This window comes from Arthrobacter sp. Leaf141, from assembly GCF_001424565.1.
Taxonomy (GTDB): Bacteria; Actinomycetota; Actinomycetes; order Actinomycetales; family Micrococcaceae; genus Arthrobacter.
The window spans coordinates 329-19378 of the sequence record NZ_LMOL01000013.1 but is presented as its reverse complement, the minus strand read 5'-3'; the positions used below and the strand labels follow the sequence as shown (position 1 = coordinate 19378).

Below are 19050 nucleotides of genomic sequence, written 5' to 3'. Positions count from 1 at the left end.
CAAGGACAACCCTAACCAGCCGTGCAGACTTCGTCTGCCCTGATGAGTAATCTTGCGCAGGCGGGGACGTGCCCCGCCTACATTCGTTCGGCGTCGTAGAACTCCGCGATGCCGTCCAGCCCCGGTAGGTGGGGAGACAGCTGCGGAAGCTCGGCGACGGAACCGATGCCCATCCGCTCCAGGAAATACGAGGTTGTCCGGTAGAGGATGGCGCCGGACTCGGGATCTGTTCCCGAGTCCTCAATCAGCCCGCGCTGGGCGAGTGTCCGTACGACAGAGTCAACGTTGACCCCGCGAATTGCAGACACCCTGGCCCGTGAAACGGGCTGGCGGTACGCGATGACCGCAAGGGTTTCCAATGCCGCCTGCGTGAGCCTGGCCGTCTGTCCATCCAGCACGTACTTGCCCACGATGCCGGCGAAGTCCGTGCGGGAGTAGATCCGCCAGCCACCGGCGATGTTCCGCAATTCAAAACCCCGGGGGCTGGAGCCGAAACCAGCGATGCTGGCCTTTTCCATATCCGGGGCTTTAACAGTATAACCGTTATACTCGCGCTGCAGTTCTTCGAGCAGGCCGCGGACGGCGGGGACGTCCAGCTCGAGCCCTGCGGCGAGCTCCTCCTCCGTGGCGGGCTGGTCCAGGACCATCAGGACGGCCTCGAGGGCGGACTTCGCACCGCCGGGAAGTTCGTGGACCTGCGCACCGGCTCCGGCGTTCGGTACTTCGTGGTTCACAGTTGTTCCTCGTATTCTTCGCTCAGATTCTCAGCGGACCAGTCGCCGTGACCGGCGGTCCAGTGCACGGCGAGTTCGGCCAGCGCCACCGGTTGGTCGAAGGACACCGCTTTGTCCCGGAACAGTTCCAGCAGGGCCAGGAAGCGGGCCACCACCACCAGGGACGAATCCGCATCGGCGATCAGCTCCCGGAAGGTCAGGGGTGATTGCTGCCGCAGGCGCAGGCCCAGGCGCTCGGCCTCCTCCTTCACGCTGACGTTGCTGCCGTGTCCGTGCAGGTGGGCCAGGCCCACCTCCGGGGGCGGGGCCGTTTTGGGGTTAAGCGCGCCTGCGGCAAGGGCGGCGAACTGTTCGGGACTGTGTTTCCACACCAGTTCGGGCAGCATGGCCGCGAAGTGCCCCTCCAGCGCCACCTGCCGGGGGAACCGCTGGCCCTCCTCATGCAGGGTGTCCCCCAGCAGCGACGCGACCTGCTTGAACGCCTTGTATTGCAGCAGCCGGGCGAACAGCAGGTCGCGGGCCTCGAGGAGCGCAACGTCTTCCTCGTTTTCCACCTCGCCCGCAGGCAGGAGCCGGGCCGCCTTGAGGTCCAGCAGCGTCGCGGCGATCACCAGGAACTCGCTGGCCTCGTCCAGGGCCCACTCGCCGCCCTGCTGCTGCAGGTTGCGGATGTACTTGATGAATTCGTCGGTCACCGTGGCGATGGCAACCTCGGTGATGTCCAGTTGGTGTTTGGCGATCAGGGCCAGGAGCAGGTCGAAGGGGCCCGTGAAGTTGGCAAGCCGTACTTCGAAGCCGGGTTTGGTTTCGGCCACGGCGTGGCTAGGGTGCGCCGCCGCGGGAAATCAGCTCTTTCGCGAGCCGGCGGTAGGCGTCAGCCCCCACGTGGTTGCCGGCGTAGCTGGTGATGGGCTCAGCTGCCACCGTGGCGTCCGCGAACTTGATGGAGCGCTTGATGACGGTTTCGAAGACCTTCTCGCCGAACGCTTCCACCAGCCGGGTGATGACTTCGCGGCTGTGCAGGGTGCGGGCGTCGTACATGGTGGCCAGCACGCCGTCCACCTGCAGGCGCGGGTTGAGCCGGTCCTGGACTTTGTCGATGGTTTCCACCAGCAGCGCCACGGCGCGGAGGGCGAAGAACTCACAAATCAGTGGAATGATGACACCGTGCGCGGCGGTGAGGGCGTTGACAGTCAGCAGGCCCAGGGACGGCTGGCAGTCGATCAGGACAACGTCGTAGTCGTCCTGGACCTTCTTCAGGGCACGGTCAAGGACCTGCTCGCGGGCAACTTCGTTGACCAACTGGACTTCCGCGGCGGACAGGTCGATATTGGCCGGCAGCAGGTCGACGTTTTCCACACCGGTCTGGTGGATGGCATCGCGGATGTCCACTTTGCGGTCCATCAGGACGTTGTAGACGGTGAGGTCCAGTTCGTGCGGGTTGATCCCGAATCCTGCCGACAGGGCGCCCTGCGGGTCGAAGTCCACCAGGAGGACGCGGCGGCCGTATTCGGCCAGGGCCGCAGCCAGGTTGATGGTGGAGGTGGTTTTACCCACTCCGCCTTTCTGGTTGACCATGGCGATGACCCGCGCCGGACCGTGGGAGGACAGTGGCGCGGGCTCGGGGAACTCGCGGTACGGACGCCCGGTGGGGCCCATGACCGTGTTGTCCAGGTCGAATTCCGTGCCCTCCAGAGTTGCCGAACCCTGTTCGCTGCTCACGTATCTATCCACACTTTCACTGACGTTGATGTCCTGCCGCCGGACGGGCCGGCAGCGTTCCTTCTTCTTCCCAAGGTTACAGCCGCGGGCAGGGCTTTCCGGGCAACTTGACTTTTCCCGGATGTTGAGCCTTGACCTTCTGGTTGAGGTCGAAGGTTGGGGTTTTCCCGGTAAACACCACCGCCCCCGCAGCTCAGGCTGCGGAGGCGGTGGGTGCTTGGGGGGTTGCTGGTCAGGCGTTGACCGGGACCTGCTTCGTTTCGGTGCCCGGGTCGGCGGCAGGGACCGTTTCGCCGTGGCCGGCGATCATGGTCTGCTCGTCGAAGGGCACTTCGCCGGAGAGGACGCGGCCCACCTGGTCGCCGTCGATTTCCTTGACCCAGGTGCCCACCAGGATGGTGGCCACCGCGTTGCCGGTGAAGTTGGTCAGGGCGCGGGCCTCGGACATAAAGCGGTCGATGCCAACAATCATGCCGACACCGCCCAGCAGTTCGGGCTTGTGGGCCTGCAGCCCGGCGGCGAGGGTGGCCAGGCCGGCGCCGGTGACGCCGGCTGCACCCTTGGAGGCGATGATCATAAAGACCAGGAGGGAGATCTGGGCGCCCAGGTCAAGGGGCGTGCCCATGGCGTTGGCCACGAACAAGGATGCCATGGTCAGGTAGATCGCGGTGCCGTCGAGGTTGAAGGAGTAGCCGGTGGGAACCGTGACGCCGACAACAGGCTTGGAGACACCCAGGTGTTCCATCTTGGCGATCAGGCGGGGCAGCGCTGCTTCGGAGGACGAGGTGGAGAAGATCAGGAGGTACTCGCGGCCCAGGTACTTCATCAGCTTGAAGATGTTCACGCCGGTGACCACCTTGAGGAGCCCGCCCAGGATGATGACGATGAACAGGGCGCAGGTGATGTAGAAGGCGAGCATCAGGGTGAACATGCTCACGATGGCCTGGAAGCCGGTGGCGCCGACGACGGCGGCGATGGCACCGAAGGCGCCGATCGGGGCGAGCCACATGATCATGATGAGGATCCGGAAGACCAGGGTCTGGGCGTGGCCGATGGCCTTGAGGATCGGGGCGCCCTGCGGGCCCATCTTCTGGAGTGCGAAGCCCACCAGGATGGCGGCCAGCAGGGTGGGCAGCACCGGAATGTCGCCGGGGATGATGCCGAGCAGGAACGCGACGGTGGGGTCGGTGGCGGCCGGCTTGGTGGGGTCGTAGGGGGTGAGCTTCAGGCCCTCACCGGGGTGGATCAGGTTGCCCACCACCAGGCCGATGGCCAGGGCGAACGTGGACATCAGGACGAAGTAGCCAAGGGCCAGGCCGCCCACCTTGCCCACCGTGGCTGCTTTGGCGATGGAACCGATGCCAAGGACGATGGTGCAGAAGATGACCGGGCCGATCATCATCTTGATGAGCTTGATGAAGCCGTCGCCGAGGGGCTTGAGTGACTTGCCCACCTCGGGGAACATCAGGCCCACCACGGCGCCGAGGATTACGGCGGCGATGACGGCGATGTAAAGGTAGTGCGACTTGTCGATGCCCTTGCGCTTGGCCTTGGGGGTGCCGAGCGACTCTCCTCGTTGAGAGGCCATGATGTGTCTCCTTATGGATAATCTTGAAGACGCTGCGGCACAGATTCTGGGCTCAAGGCGTCCTTGCGGTGTGATATCCATCATTGGGCACACCGTGACGCAGCTCACCGTTGCGTTCATATTGGTCGTGGGAGGTACTGATGATCCACAGCTGGAGTATCGCCCGCAGGCTGTTTGTGGCGAACCTGCTGATTGTGGTGGCGTTCATCGCTGTGGTGGGGACGGCCACCTACCTGGACGCGAGGGACCGCACGTATGACGAGGCAGGCCTGCGCATGGCCGGCATCGCCTCCGCCATCGCCGCCAGTCCCCTGGTGCTGGCGGCAGCGGCGACGCCGGACCCCTCAGCCCTGCTGCAGCCTTACGCCCGGGAGGTGATGGCAGGGGCCGACGTCGATTTCATCACCATCATGGCCCCGGACCGGACCCGGTGGACCCACCCCCGGGACGAGGAGCTGGGCCGGCCGTACATCGGTTCCATTGACGCCGCCCTGCAGGGGCAGGAGTTCACCGAGGTCACCGCGGGAACCCTGGGCCCGTCCGTGCGGACCATCGTGCCGGTGAAGGACGCCGGCGGAACCGTCCGCGCCCTGGTGGCCGCGGGCGTCACGGTCCGCACCGTGGACGTGGCGTTTGCCGCCCGGCTGCCTGCCCTGCTCGCCATCGGCCTGGCCCTGCTGCTGGGCGGTTCCCTGGCATCGTGGCTGCTGGGCCGCTACCTCCGCCGGGTCACCCGCGGCTGGGGGCCGGAGCAGCTCTCGCAGCTCTTCGCCTACTACGAATCCGTGTTGCACTCGGTCCGGGAAGGACTCATCCTCATCGACACCCGCGGCAGCGTGGTGATGTACAACGACCAGGCCGCCGAGCTCCTGGGCCTTGCGGCCAGCAGCCTGGACCCCACCAGGCCACCGCAGCTGGCGGACCTGCCGCTGGACGATGGCCTACGGCGGCTGTTCGAGTCGGGACGGACCGTCAAGGACGAGATCATCCTGGCCGGTTCGCGCATCCTGGTGGTGAACCAGGCGCCGGCGAAGGGGCCGGCAGGGGCTGGCTCCCGGGGCAGGGCTGATGTTTACGGCACCGTGGCCACGCTGCGGGACAGGACCGAGATCGAGGCGCTGGGCAACGAGCTGGAAACCATGCGCACCCTCTCCGGGGCGCTGCGGGCCCAGACGCACGAACATGCCAACCGGCTGCACACCATGGTCTCGCTCCTGGAGCTGGGCCGGACCCAGGAGGCGCTGGACTTCGCCACCCAGGACCTGGCCCTGAGCCAGCGGCTGACCGATGACATGGTCAGTTCGGTGGACGAGCCGGTCCTGGGGGCCCTGGTGATGGGCAAAGTGGCCGAAGCCCACGAGCGTGGCGTCCAGTTGGACGTGGCAGCCCTTGGCTCCGGCACAGTGGCCGGCGTCGCAGTCCAGGACCTGGTGACCATCATGGGCAACCTGCTGGACAACGCGATCGATGCAGCCGCAGACGGCCCCCCGCCGCGCCGGGTGCAGCTGACGGTGGAGTCGGATGAGGAAGGCCTGGACGTGACGGTCCACGATTCCGGCGCCGGCATCAGCGCGGCCGCCGCGGAGAACATCTTCCGGCACGGCTACAGCACCAAGCAGTCAGGGCAGGGCAGCCGGGGCATCGGCCTGGCGCTGGTGCGGCAGGCAGTGCAGCGGCTGGGCGGTACGCTGGCCATCAACGGCCGGCGCGGTGCCAAGTTCGAGGTTTTCCTGCCGGCAACCCTGCCCGCCGAACCGGCCGAACCCGCCGAAAAGGAGCACTGACCGTGAGAGAGATCCGCGTCCTCGTTGTTGAGGACGAGGCCATCGCCGCCGCTGCGCATGCGGCCTACGTGGGCAGGCTGGAAGGGTTTGTGCTCGCCGGCACCGCACCGGACGGCCAGTCGGCGCTGCGCCTCCTCACCGAGTTTTCAGCGGCGGGCGATCCGGTGGAGCTGGTGCTCCTGGACATGAACCTGCCGGACCTGCACGGCCTGGACATCGCCCGGCGGATGAGGTCCGCCGGGATCCTGGCGGACATCATCGCGATCACCGCCGTCCGGGAGCTGGCGATCGTGCGCAGCGCCGTGGCCATCGGCGTGGTCCAGTACCTGATCAAACCGTTCACTTTTGCCACGTTCGCGGACAAACTCGAGAGCTACCGGCAGTTCCGCCGGCAGCTGGCCGGGGCGGGCGCCGGCGCAGGCCGGGCCGGGGCGTCCCAAAGCGAGGTTGACCAGGCATTCGCCAGCCTCCGGGCCCCGTCGGAACTGCCGCTGCCCAAGGGCCTGTCCAGCTCCACCCTGGGCTCAGTCCAGGAGTTCCTGCAGGAGCAGCAGTACGCGGTCTCGGCGACGGAAGTCATGGACGCCCTGGGCATGTCCCGGGTGACGGCCCGGCGCTACCTCGAGTACCTGGCCGACGCCGGAACGGTCTCCCGGACGGCGCGTTACGGTACGCCGGGACGGCCGGAGAACGAATACCGGTGGGGCGGCCACTGAGGCACCCGGCGGGTGCCGCCGTCGTGCACGTATTCCAGGGTCACGGCCTGGCCGGGCCTGCGGGCCAGTCCGCGTAGCTGACGGCAGCGACGCTGTCATTGTCGGCGGCCAGTTCCACCCTGACGTCGGTGCGCCGCCCTGAGATCATGGCCGGGAGCCAGTGTTCGGCATCCGCCCACATCTGCCGGACGGGCAGCTGATCCACTGGATACCACTGTGGCGTGATCTCATCACTTTCAGACGGCTCGCCTTCCCAGCGGTGAGCCAGGAACACGGTGGTGAACATGTCCCATTCCGGCCGGTAAGGGAAAACAAAGTCGACGGTTCCGGCCGGCACCAGGTCCGCGGCGGCAACCACAACGTCCACCTCTTCGCGTACCTCGCGGCAGATTGCGGCCCGCACGGTCTCCCCCGGTTCGACATGGCCGCCTACGCCCACCACCTTGCCGCGGCCGAAGCCGGTGCGCTTGAGCCCCAGGAGGACCTCCTGGCCGCCGGCTGCGTCGCGGAGGAGGAAACAGAGGGTCACCTGTGCTGCAGTCATGCGCCAAGCCTAGTTGCGCCGCCCGGACACACGGCGCCGGCGGCACCGGCATGTGGGAAGCTCTACCTGTGACTCCAGAATCAGCCCACGCGCTCCGGCCTGCCCGCAGCTCAACGATCGACGCGCGGTTGCCCGCCTGGCTGGTCCGCAACCCGCTGCACTGGGGCTGGGCCTGGGCCGGGTTCTGGACTGCGCTGATCGCCGTCGACGAATTTGTGGACCTGGCCGGCTGGACCTGGTACCTGCTGGTGGGCATGGCTGCCCTGCCCACGCTGGTGTGCACGCTGACGGTCCTGCATGTCACGCCGCGGACCGAAGTGAAACCGGTCCGGGAGTCGGTGCTGGGGCTCTTTTTTGTGAGGTTCCTGGCACTGGTGGCGGCGTTTATGGTCTGGGCGGTCTCGGTGGTGCTCAGCGCTTCGATCTCCACCACCATCCAGGCGCTGGCGGGAGATTCAGAACGGGAGGTGACGGCGCTGGGGCTGAACCTGATGGCCGCCATGGTCCCTTTGGTGGTCTCGCTCCTGTGGCTGGCCTTTGTGGCGCGCTGCGCCTGGTTCCTGCGCCGGCTTCGCGGCTGGCGGCAGTTCCCCGTCCTGTCGAGGGTGCCAAAGTCGTTCCTGCGGGGCCGGCCGCGGCTGCGCCGCGTGGTGATCGGGCTGGCGCATCCGGGCCTGATGCTGGTGGCTGCCATGGGATCCTCCGTGCTCGCGTTCCTGCTGGGCGCCGTGGAGTTGACCATCGAAGCGGTGCTTTAGGCCGGCGCCGGGGACCTAGCCCAGGGCCCGGGGGTGCGCTGCAGCGTAGATTTCCCGCAGGGTGTCCGCCGTGACCAGGGTGTACACCTGGGTGGTGGTCACCGAGGCGTGCCCCAGCAGTTCCTGGACTACACGGACATCTGCGCCGCCCTCGAGCAGGTGGGTGGCGAACGAGTGCCGGAGCGTGTGCGGCGAGACGTCACGGGTGATGTTGGCTTTTTCGGCGGCGGCCTTCAGGATGGTCCAGGCGCTCTGCCGGCTGATCCGGCCGCCCCGGGCGTTCAAAAAAAGCGCGGGTGTGCCTTTGCCCTTGGCGGCCAGCAGCGGGCGGCCACGCACCAGGTACGCGTCAACGGCCCGGGCGCCATAGGATCCCAGCGGCACGAGCCGTTCCTTGGATCCCTTGCCGAACAGCCGAACCACCGCCGGGCCTTCGTCCGGGCCAGCCAGGGAAATGTCATCAACGTCCAGGCCCACGGCCTCGCTGATCCGGGCACCGGTGGAGTACAGGAATTCCAGCAGCGCCCGGTCCCGGAGCCCCGCCGCCGTGTCGGTTCCGGCAGCCTCGAGGATCCGGGTCACCTCGTCAACACTGATGGCTTTGGGCAGGCGCTTGCCCGGCATGGGCGGGTGGACTTCGCTGGCGGGGTCGGCGGTGGTGTAGCCCTCCAGGGCCCAGAACTTGTGCAGCCCGCGGACGGCCACGACTGTCCGGGCGGCGGAGCGCACCCCCAGCACTGAGCCGCCGTCGGATCCTTCCGAGAGGGCACGGACGAATCCTGTGACATCGTGCCGGGTGATGTCTGCCGGCTGGTTGCGGCCAGCGGCCATCAGGTACCGGGCATACCGGGAGAGGTCGCGGCGGTATGCGGCGAGGGTATTGGCGGCCAGGCCGCGTTCGACGCCCATGTGCTGGAGGTAGTCAGTGATCCCCCGGTCAACGGCCGACGGCGGCGGCGCAGGGGGTGCCGGTGCCTGCGGTGCCGGTGCTTCCGCCGGGATCGCCTCTGCCGAGGGGCCGGGGACCATCAGCGCTGGCTGGGGTGCGCCGGCCAGGGAGCGTCCGCCGGCCGCAGGTCAGCGTATCCGTTGGCCCGGGCAGCGGCGGCGGCCAGGATGCCGACGACGGCTGACGGGTTGTGCAGCCGGCCGGCCAGGACGGACGCCACGGCCTCATCAAGGCTGATCCAGTGGAATTCGATTTCCGCTTCCTCGTCCGTGCGCTCATGCCGTTCGTGGTGCGGGATCTCCGTCAGGTCCCGGGCAAGGTAGATCCTGATGGCTTCGCTGGAGGAGCCCGGGGAGTTGAAGAAGTCGGTCAGGACGTTCCAGGTACCGGCGGCAATGTCGGCCTCTTCGGCCAGTTCCCGGGCAGCGCCCACCACGAAGTCCTCGCCCTCAATGTCGAGGAGGCCGGCCGGGATTTCCCAAAGGTCCATGCCTACGGGGTGCCGGTATTGCCGGAGCAGGAGGATCTGGCCGTCCGCGTTCATGGGCAGGACGGCCACGGCGCCGGGGTGGTCGATGTAGTCGCGGGTCAGGGGCGCTCCGGCGTCCTGGAGCGTGAACGTGTCACTGACCACGTCCCAGATCCGGCCTTTGTAGACCTGCTCCGTGGACAAAAGACGGCGCGGGCTCGGTGCATCCGAAACCTGCCTGCTGGCAGGGGTGGTTTCAGGTGTACCGGGCATCGCGCCGTCTCTTTTCCGTTGTGGACTACTTAGCGGCTACCGTACCGGACTGCTTGGCCTTCGAGGCGCCGGCGGTTACCGTGTCGGTGCCGTTCTGGTGGGCCATGGCGGCCTTGACCAGGCCGGCGAACAGCGGGTGCGGCCGGGTGGGGCGCGAGCTCAGCTCGGGGTGCGCCTGCGTGGCCACGTAGTAGGGGTGGACATCCGCGGGCAGCTCCACGTACTCCACCAGCTTGCCGTCCGGGGACGTGCCGGAGAAGACCAGTCCTTCGGCGGCGATCTGGTCGCGGTACTTGTTGTTGACCTCGTAGCGGTGGCGGTGCCGTTCGCTGACGGTGGTCTTGCCGTAGGTTTCGGCGATGACCGAACCGGCGTCGAGCTTGGCTTCGTAGAGGCCCAGGCGCATGGTGCCGCCGAGGTCGCCGCCGCCTTCAACGAATTCCAGCTGCTCTGCCATGGTGGCAATGACCGGGTACTTGGAGTCCGGCTCGAACTCGGACGAGGACGCGCCTTCCAGGCCCACCACGTTCCGGGCATACTCGATGACCATGCACTGCAGGCCCAGGCACAGGCCCAGGACGGGCAGCCGGGTTTCGCGGGCGAACTTCAGGGCGCCCAGCTTGCCTTCCAGCCCGCGGATGCCGAAGCCGCCGGGAACGCAGATGGCGTCAACACCCTTGAGTGCTGCGACGGCACCTTCGTGCGTTTCGCATTCGTCGGAGGGAACCCAGCGGATCTGGACCTTGGTGTCGTTGGCGAAGCCGCCGGCCCGCAGTGCCTCGGTCACGGACAGGTAGGCGTCCGGGAGGTCGATGTACTTGCCCACCAGGGCAATTTCGACGTGGTGCTTGGGGTTGTGGACTGCTTCGAGGAGCTTGTCCCAGCTGGTCCAGTCGACGTCCTTGAACGGGAGGTCCAGGGCACGCACGATGTAGGAGTCCAGGCCCTGGGTGTGCAGGGTCTTGGGGATGTCGTAGATGCTGGGCGCATCGGCGGCGTTGACCACGGCGTCGATGTCCACATCGCACATGCGGCCGATCTTCTCGCGCATGGCGTCCGGAACTTCGCGGTCCGAGCGGATGACGATCGCTTCGGGCTGGATGCCGATGGAGCGCAGGGCGGCCACGGAGTGCTGCGTTGGCTTGGTCTTCAGTTCCTGGGAGGGGCCGATGTACGGGACCAGGGACACGTGCAGGAAAAAGACGTTGCCGCGGCCGATGTCCTGGCGGACCTGGCGTGCGGATTCGAGGAACGGCTGGGATTCGATGTCCCCCACCGTGCCGCCGATTTCGGTGATGATGACGTCCGGGGCGTTTTTGCCTTCTGCGGGCAGGCGCATCCGGCGCTTGATCTCATCGGTGATGTGCGGGATGACCTGGACGGTGTCGCCGAGGTATTCGCCGCGGCGCTCCTTGGCGATCACCGTGGAGTACACCTGGCCGGTGGTCACGTTCGCGGAGCCTTCGAGGTTCTCGTCGAGGAAACGCTCGTAGTGCCCGATATCAAGGTCCGTCTCGGCGCCGTCGTCGGTCACGAAGACTTCGCCGTGCTGGAAGGGATTCATGGTGCCCGGATCCACATTCAGATAGGGATCGAGCTTCTGCATAGTTACAGACAGGCCGCGGGCCCGCAGGAGGTGACCAAGGCTGGAAGCCGTGAGTCCCTTACCGAGCGAGGACGCCACACCACCGGTTACGAAGATGTGTTTGGTCGTCTTGGATGAACCCGGGAACCGGGAATTTACACGGGAATTTGATCGCTGCACCACGGAATTCGAGCCTATCATCAATTGAGCCTTCCACGGGTCGGGTACCGGCTGTCCCAAACGTTCAAGTGTGCGTCCCACCGTGGCGGATGTTCAAGGGGTGGACCTCTGCAAATATTTCCGGACTGCAGCCATCAGGCCCGCTGCGGCAGGAGTTTTGCGTCATCCAGCAGTTCCTGGGCATGGGCGCGGGCGGACTCGGAATCCTCTTGCCCGGCCAGCATGCGGGCAAGTTCGCGGACCCGTTCGGGGCCGTCGAGGAGTCGCACATCACTGGACGTGAAGCCGGTGGCCGTGCCGCCGTCGGCTCCCCTGACGGAGGTTTTGGTGACCGTGATGTGCTGGTCGGCGAAAGCTGCCACCTGCGGCAGGTGGGTGACCACCAGGACCTGGACGTGCCGGGCCAGCAAGGCCAGCCGGCGGCCGATCTCCACAGCCGCCCGGCCGCCGACGCCGGCATCAACCTCATCAAACACAAACGTGGGGACGGGGTCCACTGCGGCGAGCACCACTTCGATGGCGAGCATCACACGGGACAGTTCACCGCCGGACGCACCCTTGCCCAAGGGCCTGGCGGGGGCGCCGGAATGCGGCTGCAGCAGGAAGGCGATCTCGTCCGCGCCATGGGGGCCGTGCATGGCGGCCGGCTCCAGCGTGATCACCAGGGTGGCATCAGCCATGGCCAGGGCCTTGAGCTCCGCGCTGACCCGGGACGATAGGTCCTTGGCCGCCTTGGTGCGGATCTTAGTGATGCCTGTTGCCAGTTTCTTCAGTTCCGCCTCGGCGCGGGCAACATCGGCCTCGAGTGTTTCGATGCGGGTGGAGTCGTCCTGGAGTTCGTCGAAGCGCACCCGTGAGCGGTCGGCCCACCCGAGCACCTCATCGATGGTGGGCGCGTATTTGCGGACGAGTTTCGCCAGCGCCGCCCGCCGTTCCTCGATTTCGGCGAGCCGCTCCGGGCCTTCAGTGTCCAGACCGGCCTGGTAACTGGCCAGGTCGGTGGCGATGTCGTTGAGCAGGAAACCCACCTCGGCCAGCCGGGCCGCGGCCTGGCCGAGCTCGGCGTCGTGCTCCGCCACATGTTCCAGGGTCCGTTTGGCAGCGTCCACCAGGGTAGTGGCGTCACCGGCGTCGCCGAAATCTTCGGCGATAAGCGCCTGGTGGGCGGTGCTCGCGGCAATCCGGAGTTCCTCCACGTTGGCAAGCTTTACAGCCTCGGCCTTAAGCGACTCGTCCTCCCCCGGCTGCGGATCAACTTCGTCGATCTCGGCCAGGGCCACCTGCAGGGACTCCGCCTCGCGGAGCCGGTCGCGGGCGGCATTGCGCAGGGCGTCCAGTTCCGCCTGGCTGGACTTCCAGTGCGCGAAGAGGTCCTGGTAGGCGGCCAGCGGCCCGGCAAGGGTGTCCCCGGCGAACTTGTCCAGCGCCCCGCGCTGCGCGGTGGCGCCCTTGAGCCTGATCTGGTCCGATTGGCCGTGGACCACCACCAGCGTTTCGCCGATCTCGGCGAGGACGCCCACCGGGGCTGCCCGGCCGCCCAGGAACGCACGGCTGCGGCCGTCCGCACCCAGCCTGCGGGCCAGGATCAGTTCAGCGCCGCCGTCGAACTCCTCAACGTCCGCACCGGCTTCCACGGCGCGGGCGACGGCGGGGTGGCCGGCGTCGAGCTTCAGGACGGCTTCGGCGGTGGCACTTTTGGCACCGCTGCGGACTGCGCCGGCGTCGGCGCGGGCGCCCAGCAGGAGCCCGACGGCGGTCACCACCATGGTTTTGCCGGCACCGGTTTCGCCGGTGACAACGCTCAGTCCCGGCCCCAGCGGCAGCGTTGCGTCGGTGATGACGCCCAGATCGCGGATTCTCAGTTCTTCAAGCATGGTGTCACTTTGCAGTCGGTGGATCGGTGGGGGCGGCCTCGTGGTCCGGCGGCACGGGCAGCGGGGGCATGACCCTCGGCGTCCGGACGATCGGGATGGGGCCGGTGTGGACCGACTCGGCCTTGGGCACGGGGCCGCGCCAGCCGTGGATGGGCAGTTCGAACTTGCGGACCAGCCGGGCGGAGAACGGGGTCTGGTGGGTGCGGGCCAGCCGCACGGGGGTGGTGGATTTGGTGACTTCCACGCGTGCTCCGGGAGGCAGGTCCACGGACCGCCGGCCGTCGCACCACAGCACGCCCTGGGCGTCCGTCCGGCTGAGGATTTCCACGGCGAGCCGGGACCGCGGCGAGACCACCAGGGGTTTGGCAAACAGGGCGTGGGCGCTGATGGGGACAATAACCAGGGCCTCCACCTCCGGCCACACCACGGGTCCGCCGGCGGAGAAGGCATAGGCGGTGGATCCCGTGGGGGTGGCCACAACGATGCCGTCGCAACCAAAGGACGTGAGCGGACGTTCGTCCACTTCTGTGACCACTTCGAGCATCCGTTCCCGGTTCGCTTTTTCGATGGCGGCCTCGTTCAGGGCCCAGGTGTGCCAGATCTTCTGGCCCTTGACCCACACCTGCACGTCGATGGTCATCCGCTCTTCCACCGTGTATTCACGGCTGGCAATCCACTGCACGGTCTGGGCGAGGTCCGCCCGCTCGCTCTCGGCGAGGAATCCGACGTGCCCCAGGTTGACACCGAGCAGGGGGACATCAACTTCGCGGACCAGTTCAGCAGCGCGCAGGATGGTGCCGTCCCCACCCAGGACCATCACCAGTTCAACGTCCGGGAGTTGCACTTGGTTGTGCAGCACCTCCACAGGCTGGGCCAGGTGGCCGAAGAACCGCTCCATGTCAGCCAGTTCGGAGTCCTGCATCACCGGAACCATCCCGGAGGCGTGCAGGAGGGCACAGGCCTCCCAGGCAGCCTTCAGTGATTCCTCGCGGCCGGTGTGGGCAAGGACAAGGACACGCCTGCTCATCAGGTTCCGCTCTCTAGTGGTTCGGCCAGATACGTCCGAGCAAGGCAGCGATGGCTGCCTCCCGCTCTTCGATCTTAGGCAGGTCTTGGGTCATCCTGCGTTTTATCCACAGGAAGTATTCGACGTTTCCGTCCTGGCCGGGCAACGGACTGGCTGCCAGGCCCCGAAGGTCGGTGCCGGCGTCGAGCGCTGCGTTGGCAACCTTTTCCACCGCCATCCGGCGTTCCCGCTCGGAGGTCACCACCCCGTTGCGGCCCAGCCGGTCCTTGCCGATCTCGAACTGCGGCTTAACCATCAGCACCAGGTCCCCGCCCGGTTCCGTGGCCAGCGCCAGCGGCAGCGCCACCAGGGTCAGGGAGATGAAGGACAGGTCCGCCACTGTCAGGGCCACGGCGCCGCCGATCGCGTCCGCTGCCATGTACCTGACGTTGAGGCCTTCATGGACTTCCACGCGCGGATCGTTCCGGATCCGGGGCACCAGCTGGCCGTGTCCGACGTCGACAGCCACCACGTGCGCGGCGCCGCGCCGCAGCAGGACATCAGTGAAGCCGCCCGTGGAGGCGCCGGCGTCGAGGCACCTTTTGCCCGCCACGGCAATGTCCGGGAAGGCGTCCAGCGCGCCGGCGAGCTTATGCCCGGCCCGGCTGGCATAGGTGTCCTGGGCGTCGTGTTCGACGGCGAGTTCGCGCTCATCGTCCACCTGGAGGGACGCCTTGGCGAGGACCTGGCCGGCGGAGCTGACTTTACCTTCGGCGATCAGGGCTGCGGCGTGCGTACGGGACCGTGCCAGGCCCCTGGCAACGAGGGCCTGGTCAAGACGGACCGGCATCAGGCGTTGCCGTCCGCGGATCCGGCGCCGGCCGGCTCTTCATTAAGCGCGGCCAGAAGCCCGTCATGCAGCCCGGCGTACGCCTCTTCGTGCGTATCAACGGGCTGCCCGGGGAGCTCTGCCAGCCTGGCCAGCACCGCAGCCACCCGCGGATCGGAGATTGCGGGGCCCGCCGCCTCCGGCCAGTCCGGTGACGGCTGGACTGGATCGGAATGCTCGGATGCGCTCAGCTCAGTCATTCCACCAGTCTAGTGATTGAGCCAGGCCAGCTGCGGCGCCTGGGCCGAGGCCGCGTCGGGCGTTGCAGCCCACCAGGCGGCGCACGCAGCGCGCCAGGCGTCCAGGCTGTCGGGGCTGCCGATGACCCCGACTGCGCCGTTGGCCACCCGGGCCGAGGCTGCGCCGCAGGTGTAGGTGCCGTCGTCGTGCGTCACGTCCGGGTAGGGCTGGAACAATTCCGGCAGGCTGCCGATGATGTAGGTGGGGCGCTCCGCGGCCCTGGCGGCGAGTATGGTTTCGCGGGTATCCACGCCGGTAAGGACCGCCACGGTGGCGAAGCCGGCGTTGTTGCCGCCCAGGATGTCGGTGTCGAGCCGGTCGCCCACCACCAGGGGACGCTCGGCGCCCAGCCGTTTGGCGGCGGAGTGGAAGAGCGGCGCTTCGGGTTTGCCGGCAACCCGCGGTTTCTGGCCGGTGGCCGCCGCGACAGCTGCCACCAGGGTGCCGTTGCCCGGGGCGATGCCTCGGGCCTGCGGGATGGACATGTCAGTGTTGGTGGCCACCCACAGCGCACCGGCGTTGACAACGAAGGTAGCCTCCGCAAGGTCCTTCCAGCCGAGCCCGGGGTCGAAGCCCTGCACCACCGCCACCGGATCCTCGTCCTGCGAGGAGACGGGAACCAGGTTCACGAGTTCCAGTTCGTGGGCCAGCGCGGCGCTGCCGGTCACCAGGACCTTGGCGCCGGCGGGCAGCAGCGACGCCAAGAGGTCCGCTGCCGCCTGGGACGAGCTGACCACCTGCTCATCAGCGGCGGGTGCACCGAGATCGCGCAGGTGGGCTGCCACCTGCGCCGGGGACCGGGATGCGTTGTTGGTCACATAACCCAGTCCCACCCCCACACCCGCAAGCTGTTGCAGCGACTCGATGGCGCCGGGGATGGCGGCCGGGCCGGCGTAGACAACGCCGTCCAGGTCCGCCAGGAGCGCATCAAACCGGGAAATCAGGGTTACGTCAGCCATCCGCGTCAGTCTTCCCGGCGGTCCTGGTCCGCCAGCGAACCGGCGTCTGCAGGCTGGTCGCCGCTGTCGGCGTCGTCCGGGTCCTCGACGCCCTGCTCCTGATCGTCCTGCTCAAGCTCGTCCTGCTCAACGGAGTCCAGATCCGATTCGGCGTCGTCGGAGGCGAAATAGTCGGCCTCTTGGTCCTCAATCGCGGCGTCCTGCGCGTCCTCGTGGGCCGCTTCGGTGGAGCCGGACACCCCAGCTCCGGACAGGGCCTCTGCCGATACGGCGCCAGCCGAAGGTGCCGAGCCTGCCTGCGGGGCTTCCGCGGAGGTACGTTCCAGCAGGCGGCGGCGTTCGGCTTCCTCGCGGGCTTCCTCTTCCTCGTCCCAGCCAAGGTCGATGATGTCGGGTTCTTCGTCAACACCCTGGCCCAGCGCGTTTTCCGCGACCACGGCCTGCTTGTTCCACTTTGCGGCCTCATCTGTCCGGCCCACGGCTGCCAAGGCGTCGGCGTAGGCGCGGAAGAGGCGCGGGCTGTAAGAGAAGGCGCGGTTGATATCGAGTTGGACGATTTCCAGCTCGGAAACGGCGGCGTCGAGTTGCTTCAGGTCGGTGCGTGCGCCGGAGGCCACGATGGCCAGCTCCACCTTGCCGGGCGCATCCAGGTCCTGTGCTTCTTCGGAACGGACCACGTCGAGTGCCCGGTCCGGACGGCCCAGGCCACGTTCACAGTCGGCCATAACGGGCAGGTGCACGTTGGAACCGCTGATGCGCCGGTACGTTCGGAACTCGCGGAGGGCTTCGCCGTAATGGCCGGCGGCGTAGGCGGTGAGGCCCACGGCTTCGCGGACTGCTGCCAGGCGGCCGCCGCGGCGGCTCGCTGCCAGGGCATGCTGGAAGGACAGCTCGGGTTCGTCGTCAATCAGCCGGCCGGCCATCACCAGGTGGCGGGCCACCCATTCGGCACTTTTGGGTTCCAGGGTCTTGATTTGGTGCTGGGTGGCGCGGTCGAGTTCCTTGCCGGTTACGTCTTCGTCGATCTGCGGTGAACGTTCGCGGTCGGGACGGTTGGCGCTGCGGAGGTCGCGTGCGTTCGGAACACGAACGGGCCGGTCTTCTTCGCGGTCGCGGCCGAAGTTGCGCGGGCCGGAATCGCCACCGCGGTCAAAGCTGCGGGGGGCGCGTTCCTGGCGGTCGCCGTAGGGCCTGCGGTTGTCGCCGCCGCCGAAGCTGCGGCGTTCGCCGTCGCCTTCACGTCGGGGGCGGTCACCGAAACCACGGTTTTCGCGGTCGCCCGAAGGACGGTCGCCGTAGGGCTTACGGTCACGGTCGCCACCACCGAAACCACGGTTTTCGCGGTCGCCCGAAGGACGGTCACCATACGGCTTGCGATCACGGTCGCCACCACCGAAACCACGGTTTTCGCGGTCGCCCGAAGAACGGTCACCATACGGCTTGCGATCACGGTCGCCACCACCGAAACCACGGCCCGCACCACCACCAGCAGCAGGCCGGTCACCATAAGGCTTACGCTCACGGTCCCCGCCACCACCGAAACCACGGCCCGCGCCACCACCAGCAGCAGGCCGGTCACCATAAGGCTTACGATCACGGTCGCCACCACCGAAGCCGCGCCCGGCTCCACCACCGGCAGCAGAACGGTCACCATAAGGCTTCCGCTCCCCGCCACCAAAGCCACGGTCTTCACCGTCACGGCGGGGACGGTCACCAAAAGGCTTACGGTCGCGGTCACCGAAGGGCTTACGCTCACCGTTGCCGGCTGGGCGCGTTGCAGGATCGTTGTTGTCCCGGTTTTCCCGTCCCCTGAAGCCGCGGGGATCCCCGCCGGAGTTGTTGTTTCCCCGGAATGAGCCCCGGTCGTTCCCGCGGTTGCCGCCGTTGTTCTCGGCCATGTGGATTCCTCCTGTTGAGAGCCGACCGCTGGCGCAACTGCAGTGGCTCATATGCGTGTTTCGTTTACTACGCAACCCGAAATCAAGCGCTTCCAAGTCCGTACATCTTCATCAATTCTAGGCGAGCCGTCCTAATCGCAGGCACGCGGCAGCATAATCCGGCGGGGATCGTGGCCATGTTCACATCAACCCCCAATACACCGGCGTACCCTGATCATGGCATCAGACCGCTCCCACCAGCGTGTACCGGCTGAGCCGCCGCCCGGATTGACGTGCACTGGCGATGACTTCGCGGCTGGTCAGCACCTTCCTTGGGCTCATCCAGCCTTGCGAGGGCTTATGCAGCGCATATCCGCCGCCCACAGTGATGGCAACATGCTGGGCCAGGCCTGTAGGTGAACGCCAGACGAGGACCGTACCCGCATTGCTGTCATTTCCGCCGGGTACAGCCACCATAGCGAGCCACTTCTCAAACGGTTCCTGGACCATCCACGTGTCGGCCGCGTCCACAACACCGGCTGCTGCCATGACAGTGCCAAAACAATTCGGACCACTGGCCGATGGAAAGGTACCGGCCAAGGACCTTGCGCCAGGCAACAGGGCGGCAGCTGTTCTCCACACGCTCCCAGGGACCTCAAGATGCCGGCTTCTTCGCCGACCGAAACGAAGGTAGTCCGTGAGAACAGTTTCCCGGTGTTCCTGGAGGAGGGAGGGCCACCAGACAAAACGATGCCCTGCAGCGTCGCCGGCCATTAGTGCCGGGTAGTTCACCGATTTACGCTATCGGTTGTGGTTGTTATTCGGGGTGTTTGGGGACCGTATCTGATAGGTCAACCCGTGGTGGTGGTTAGGGGCCTGGTGGCGCCGGCACCGTGGTGTGGG

19 protein-coding genes are annotated in these 19050 nt (G+C 67.2%); 3 read left to right on the top strand and 16 right to left on the bottom strand.

Annotation, left to right across the window (positions count from 1 at the left end; all coding sequences use genetic code 11):
• Positions 1-77 precede the first annotated feature (77 nt).
• From scpB to ASF72_RS10545, 4 genes are all read right to left on the bottom strand, one after another.
• The gene (gene scpB, locus ASF72_RS10560) at positions 78-734 is read right to left on the bottom strand and encodes an SMC-Scp complex subunit ScpB (RefSeq protein ID WP_056598710.1); all 657 of its coding nucleotides are present in this window, start codon (positions 732-734) and stop codon (positions 78-80) included.
• A complete protein-coding gene (locus ASF72_RS10555) occupies positions 731-1549 on the bottom strand; it encodes a segregation and condensation protein A (RefSeq protein ID WP_050686063.1) in 819 nt (272 codons plus the stop codon). Before ASF72_RS10555 ends, scpB begins: the two co-directional genes overlap by 4 nt.
• Positions 1550-1556: 7 nt before the next feature.
• A complete protein-coding gene (locus ASF72_RS10550) occupies positions 1557-2456 on the bottom strand; it encodes a ParA family protein (protein ID WP_050686062.1) in 900 nt (299 codons plus the stop codon).
• 232 nt (positions 2457-2688) lie between these two features.
• Complete coding sequence (locus ASF72_RS10545; RefSeq protein WP_050686061.1) at positions 2689-4044, bottom strand: cation:dicarboxylate symporter family transporter; 1356 nt, start codon at positions 4042-4044, stop codon at positions 2689-2691.
• A 140-nt stretch (positions 4045-4184) separates the two neighbouring features.
• Here ASF72_RS10545 and ASF72_RS10540 point away from each other — a divergent pair, with 140 nt between their 5' ends.
• Positions 4185-5828, top strand: coding sequence for a sensor histidine kinase (locus tag ASF72_RS10540; protein WP_056598707.1), 1644 nt, complete (start codon positions 4185-4187; stop codon positions 5826-5828).
• A 2-nt stretch (positions 5829-5830) separates the two neighbouring features.
• Entirely contained in the window at positions 5831-6544 is a 714-nt protein-coding gene (locus ASF72_RS10535; RefSeq protein WP_056598704.1) for a response regulator, read from the top strand.
• 40 nt (positions 6545-6584) lie between these two features.
• Here ASF72_RS10535 and ASF72_RS10530 read toward each other — a convergent pair whose 3' ends face one another.
• Complete coding sequence (locus ASF72_RS10530; RefSeq protein WP_056598701.1) at positions 6585-7088, bottom strand: NUDIX domain-containing protein; 504 nt, start codon at positions 7086-7088, stop codon at positions 6585-6587.
• Between the two features lie 68 nt (positions 7089-7156).
• Here ASF72_RS10530 and ASF72_RS10525 point away from each other — a divergent pair, with 68 nt between their 5' ends.
• Positions 7157-7846, top strand: a complete 690-nt coding sequence (locus tag ASF72_RS10525) for a hypothetical protein (protein WP_231686072.1) — start codon at positions 7157-7159, stop codon at positions 7844-7846.
• Positions 7847-7861: 15 nt separating this feature from the next.
• Here ASF72_RS10525 and xerD read toward each other — a convergent pair whose 3' ends face one another.
• From xerD to ASF72_RS10475, 11 genes are all read right to left on the bottom strand, one after another.
• Positions 7862-8875, bottom strand: a complete 1014-nt coding sequence (gene xerD / locus ASF72_RS10520) for a site-specific tyrosine recombinase XerD (RefSeq protein WP_197273575.1) — start codon at positions 8873-8875, stop codon at positions 7862-7864.
• Positions 8875-9537, bottom strand: coding sequence for an NUDIX domain-containing protein (locus ASF72_RS10515; protein WP_050686055.1), 663 nt, complete (start codon positions 9535-9537; stop codon positions 8875-8877). The genes xerD and ASF72_RS10515 overlap by 1 nt, the downstream gene beginning before the upstream one ends.
• Positions 9538-9562: 25 nt before the next feature.
• Positions 9563-11323, bottom strand: coding sequence for a CTP synthase (locus ASF72_RS10510; protein WP_056598698.1), 1761 nt, complete (start codon positions 11321-11323; stop codon positions 9563-9565).
• Between the two features lie 113 nt (positions 11324-11436).
• Entirely contained in the window at positions 11437-13176 is a 1740-nt protein-coding gene (gene recN, locus ASF72_RS10505) for a DNA repair protein RecN (protein ID WP_056598695.1), read from the bottom strand.
• Between the two features lie 4 nt (positions 13177-13180).
• Positions 13181-14203 (bottom strand): NAD kinase, encoded by a 1023-nt coding sequence (locus ASF72_RS10500; RefSeq protein WP_050686050.1) that lies wholly within the window; start codon positions 14201-14203, stop codon positions 13181-13183.
• A 13-nt stretch (positions 14204-14216) separates the two neighbouring features.
• The gene (locus tag ASF72_RS10495) at positions 14217-15032 is read right to left on the bottom strand and encodes a TlyA family RNA methyltransferase (RefSeq protein ID WP_050686049.1); all 816 of its coding nucleotides are present in this window, start codon (positions 15030-15032) and stop codon (positions 14217-14219) included.
• Positions 15032-15271, bottom strand: coding sequence for a hypothetical protein (locus ASF72_RS10490; RefSeq protein WP_056598692.1), 240 nt, complete (start codon positions 15269-15271; stop codon positions 15032-15034). The genes ASF72_RS10495 and ASF72_RS10490 overlap by 1 nt, the downstream gene beginning before the upstream one ends.
• A 9-nt stretch (positions 15272-15280) precedes the next feature.
• Positions 15281-16270 carry an HAD-IIA family hydrolase gene (locus tag ASF72_RS10485; protein ID WP_056598689.1) on the bottom strand — a complete coding sequence of 330 codons (990 nt, stop codon included), beginning with the start codon at positions 16268-16270 and terminating at the stop codon, positions 15281-15283.
• A gap of 5 nt (positions 16271-16275) precedes the next feature.
• Positions 16276-17211 (bottom strand): hypothetical protein, encoded by a 936-nt coding sequence (locus ASF72_RS20800; RefSeq protein WP_235504705.1) that lies wholly within the window; start codon positions 17209-17211, stop codon positions 16276-16278.
• 68 nt (positions 17212-17279) lie between these two features.
• Positions 17280-17969, bottom strand: a complete 690-nt coding sequence (locus ASF72_RS20795; RefSeq protein WP_200933643.1) for a hypothetical protein — start codon at positions 17967-17969, stop codon at positions 17280-17282.
• 421 nt (positions 17970-18390) lie between these two features.
• Positions 18391-18696: a hypothetical protein gene (locus ASF72_RS10475; protein WP_056598683.1), complete on the bottom strand. Its 306-nt coding sequence runs from the start codon at positions 18694-18696 to the stop codon at positions 18391-18393.
• Positions 18697-19050 lie beyond the last annotated feature (354 nt).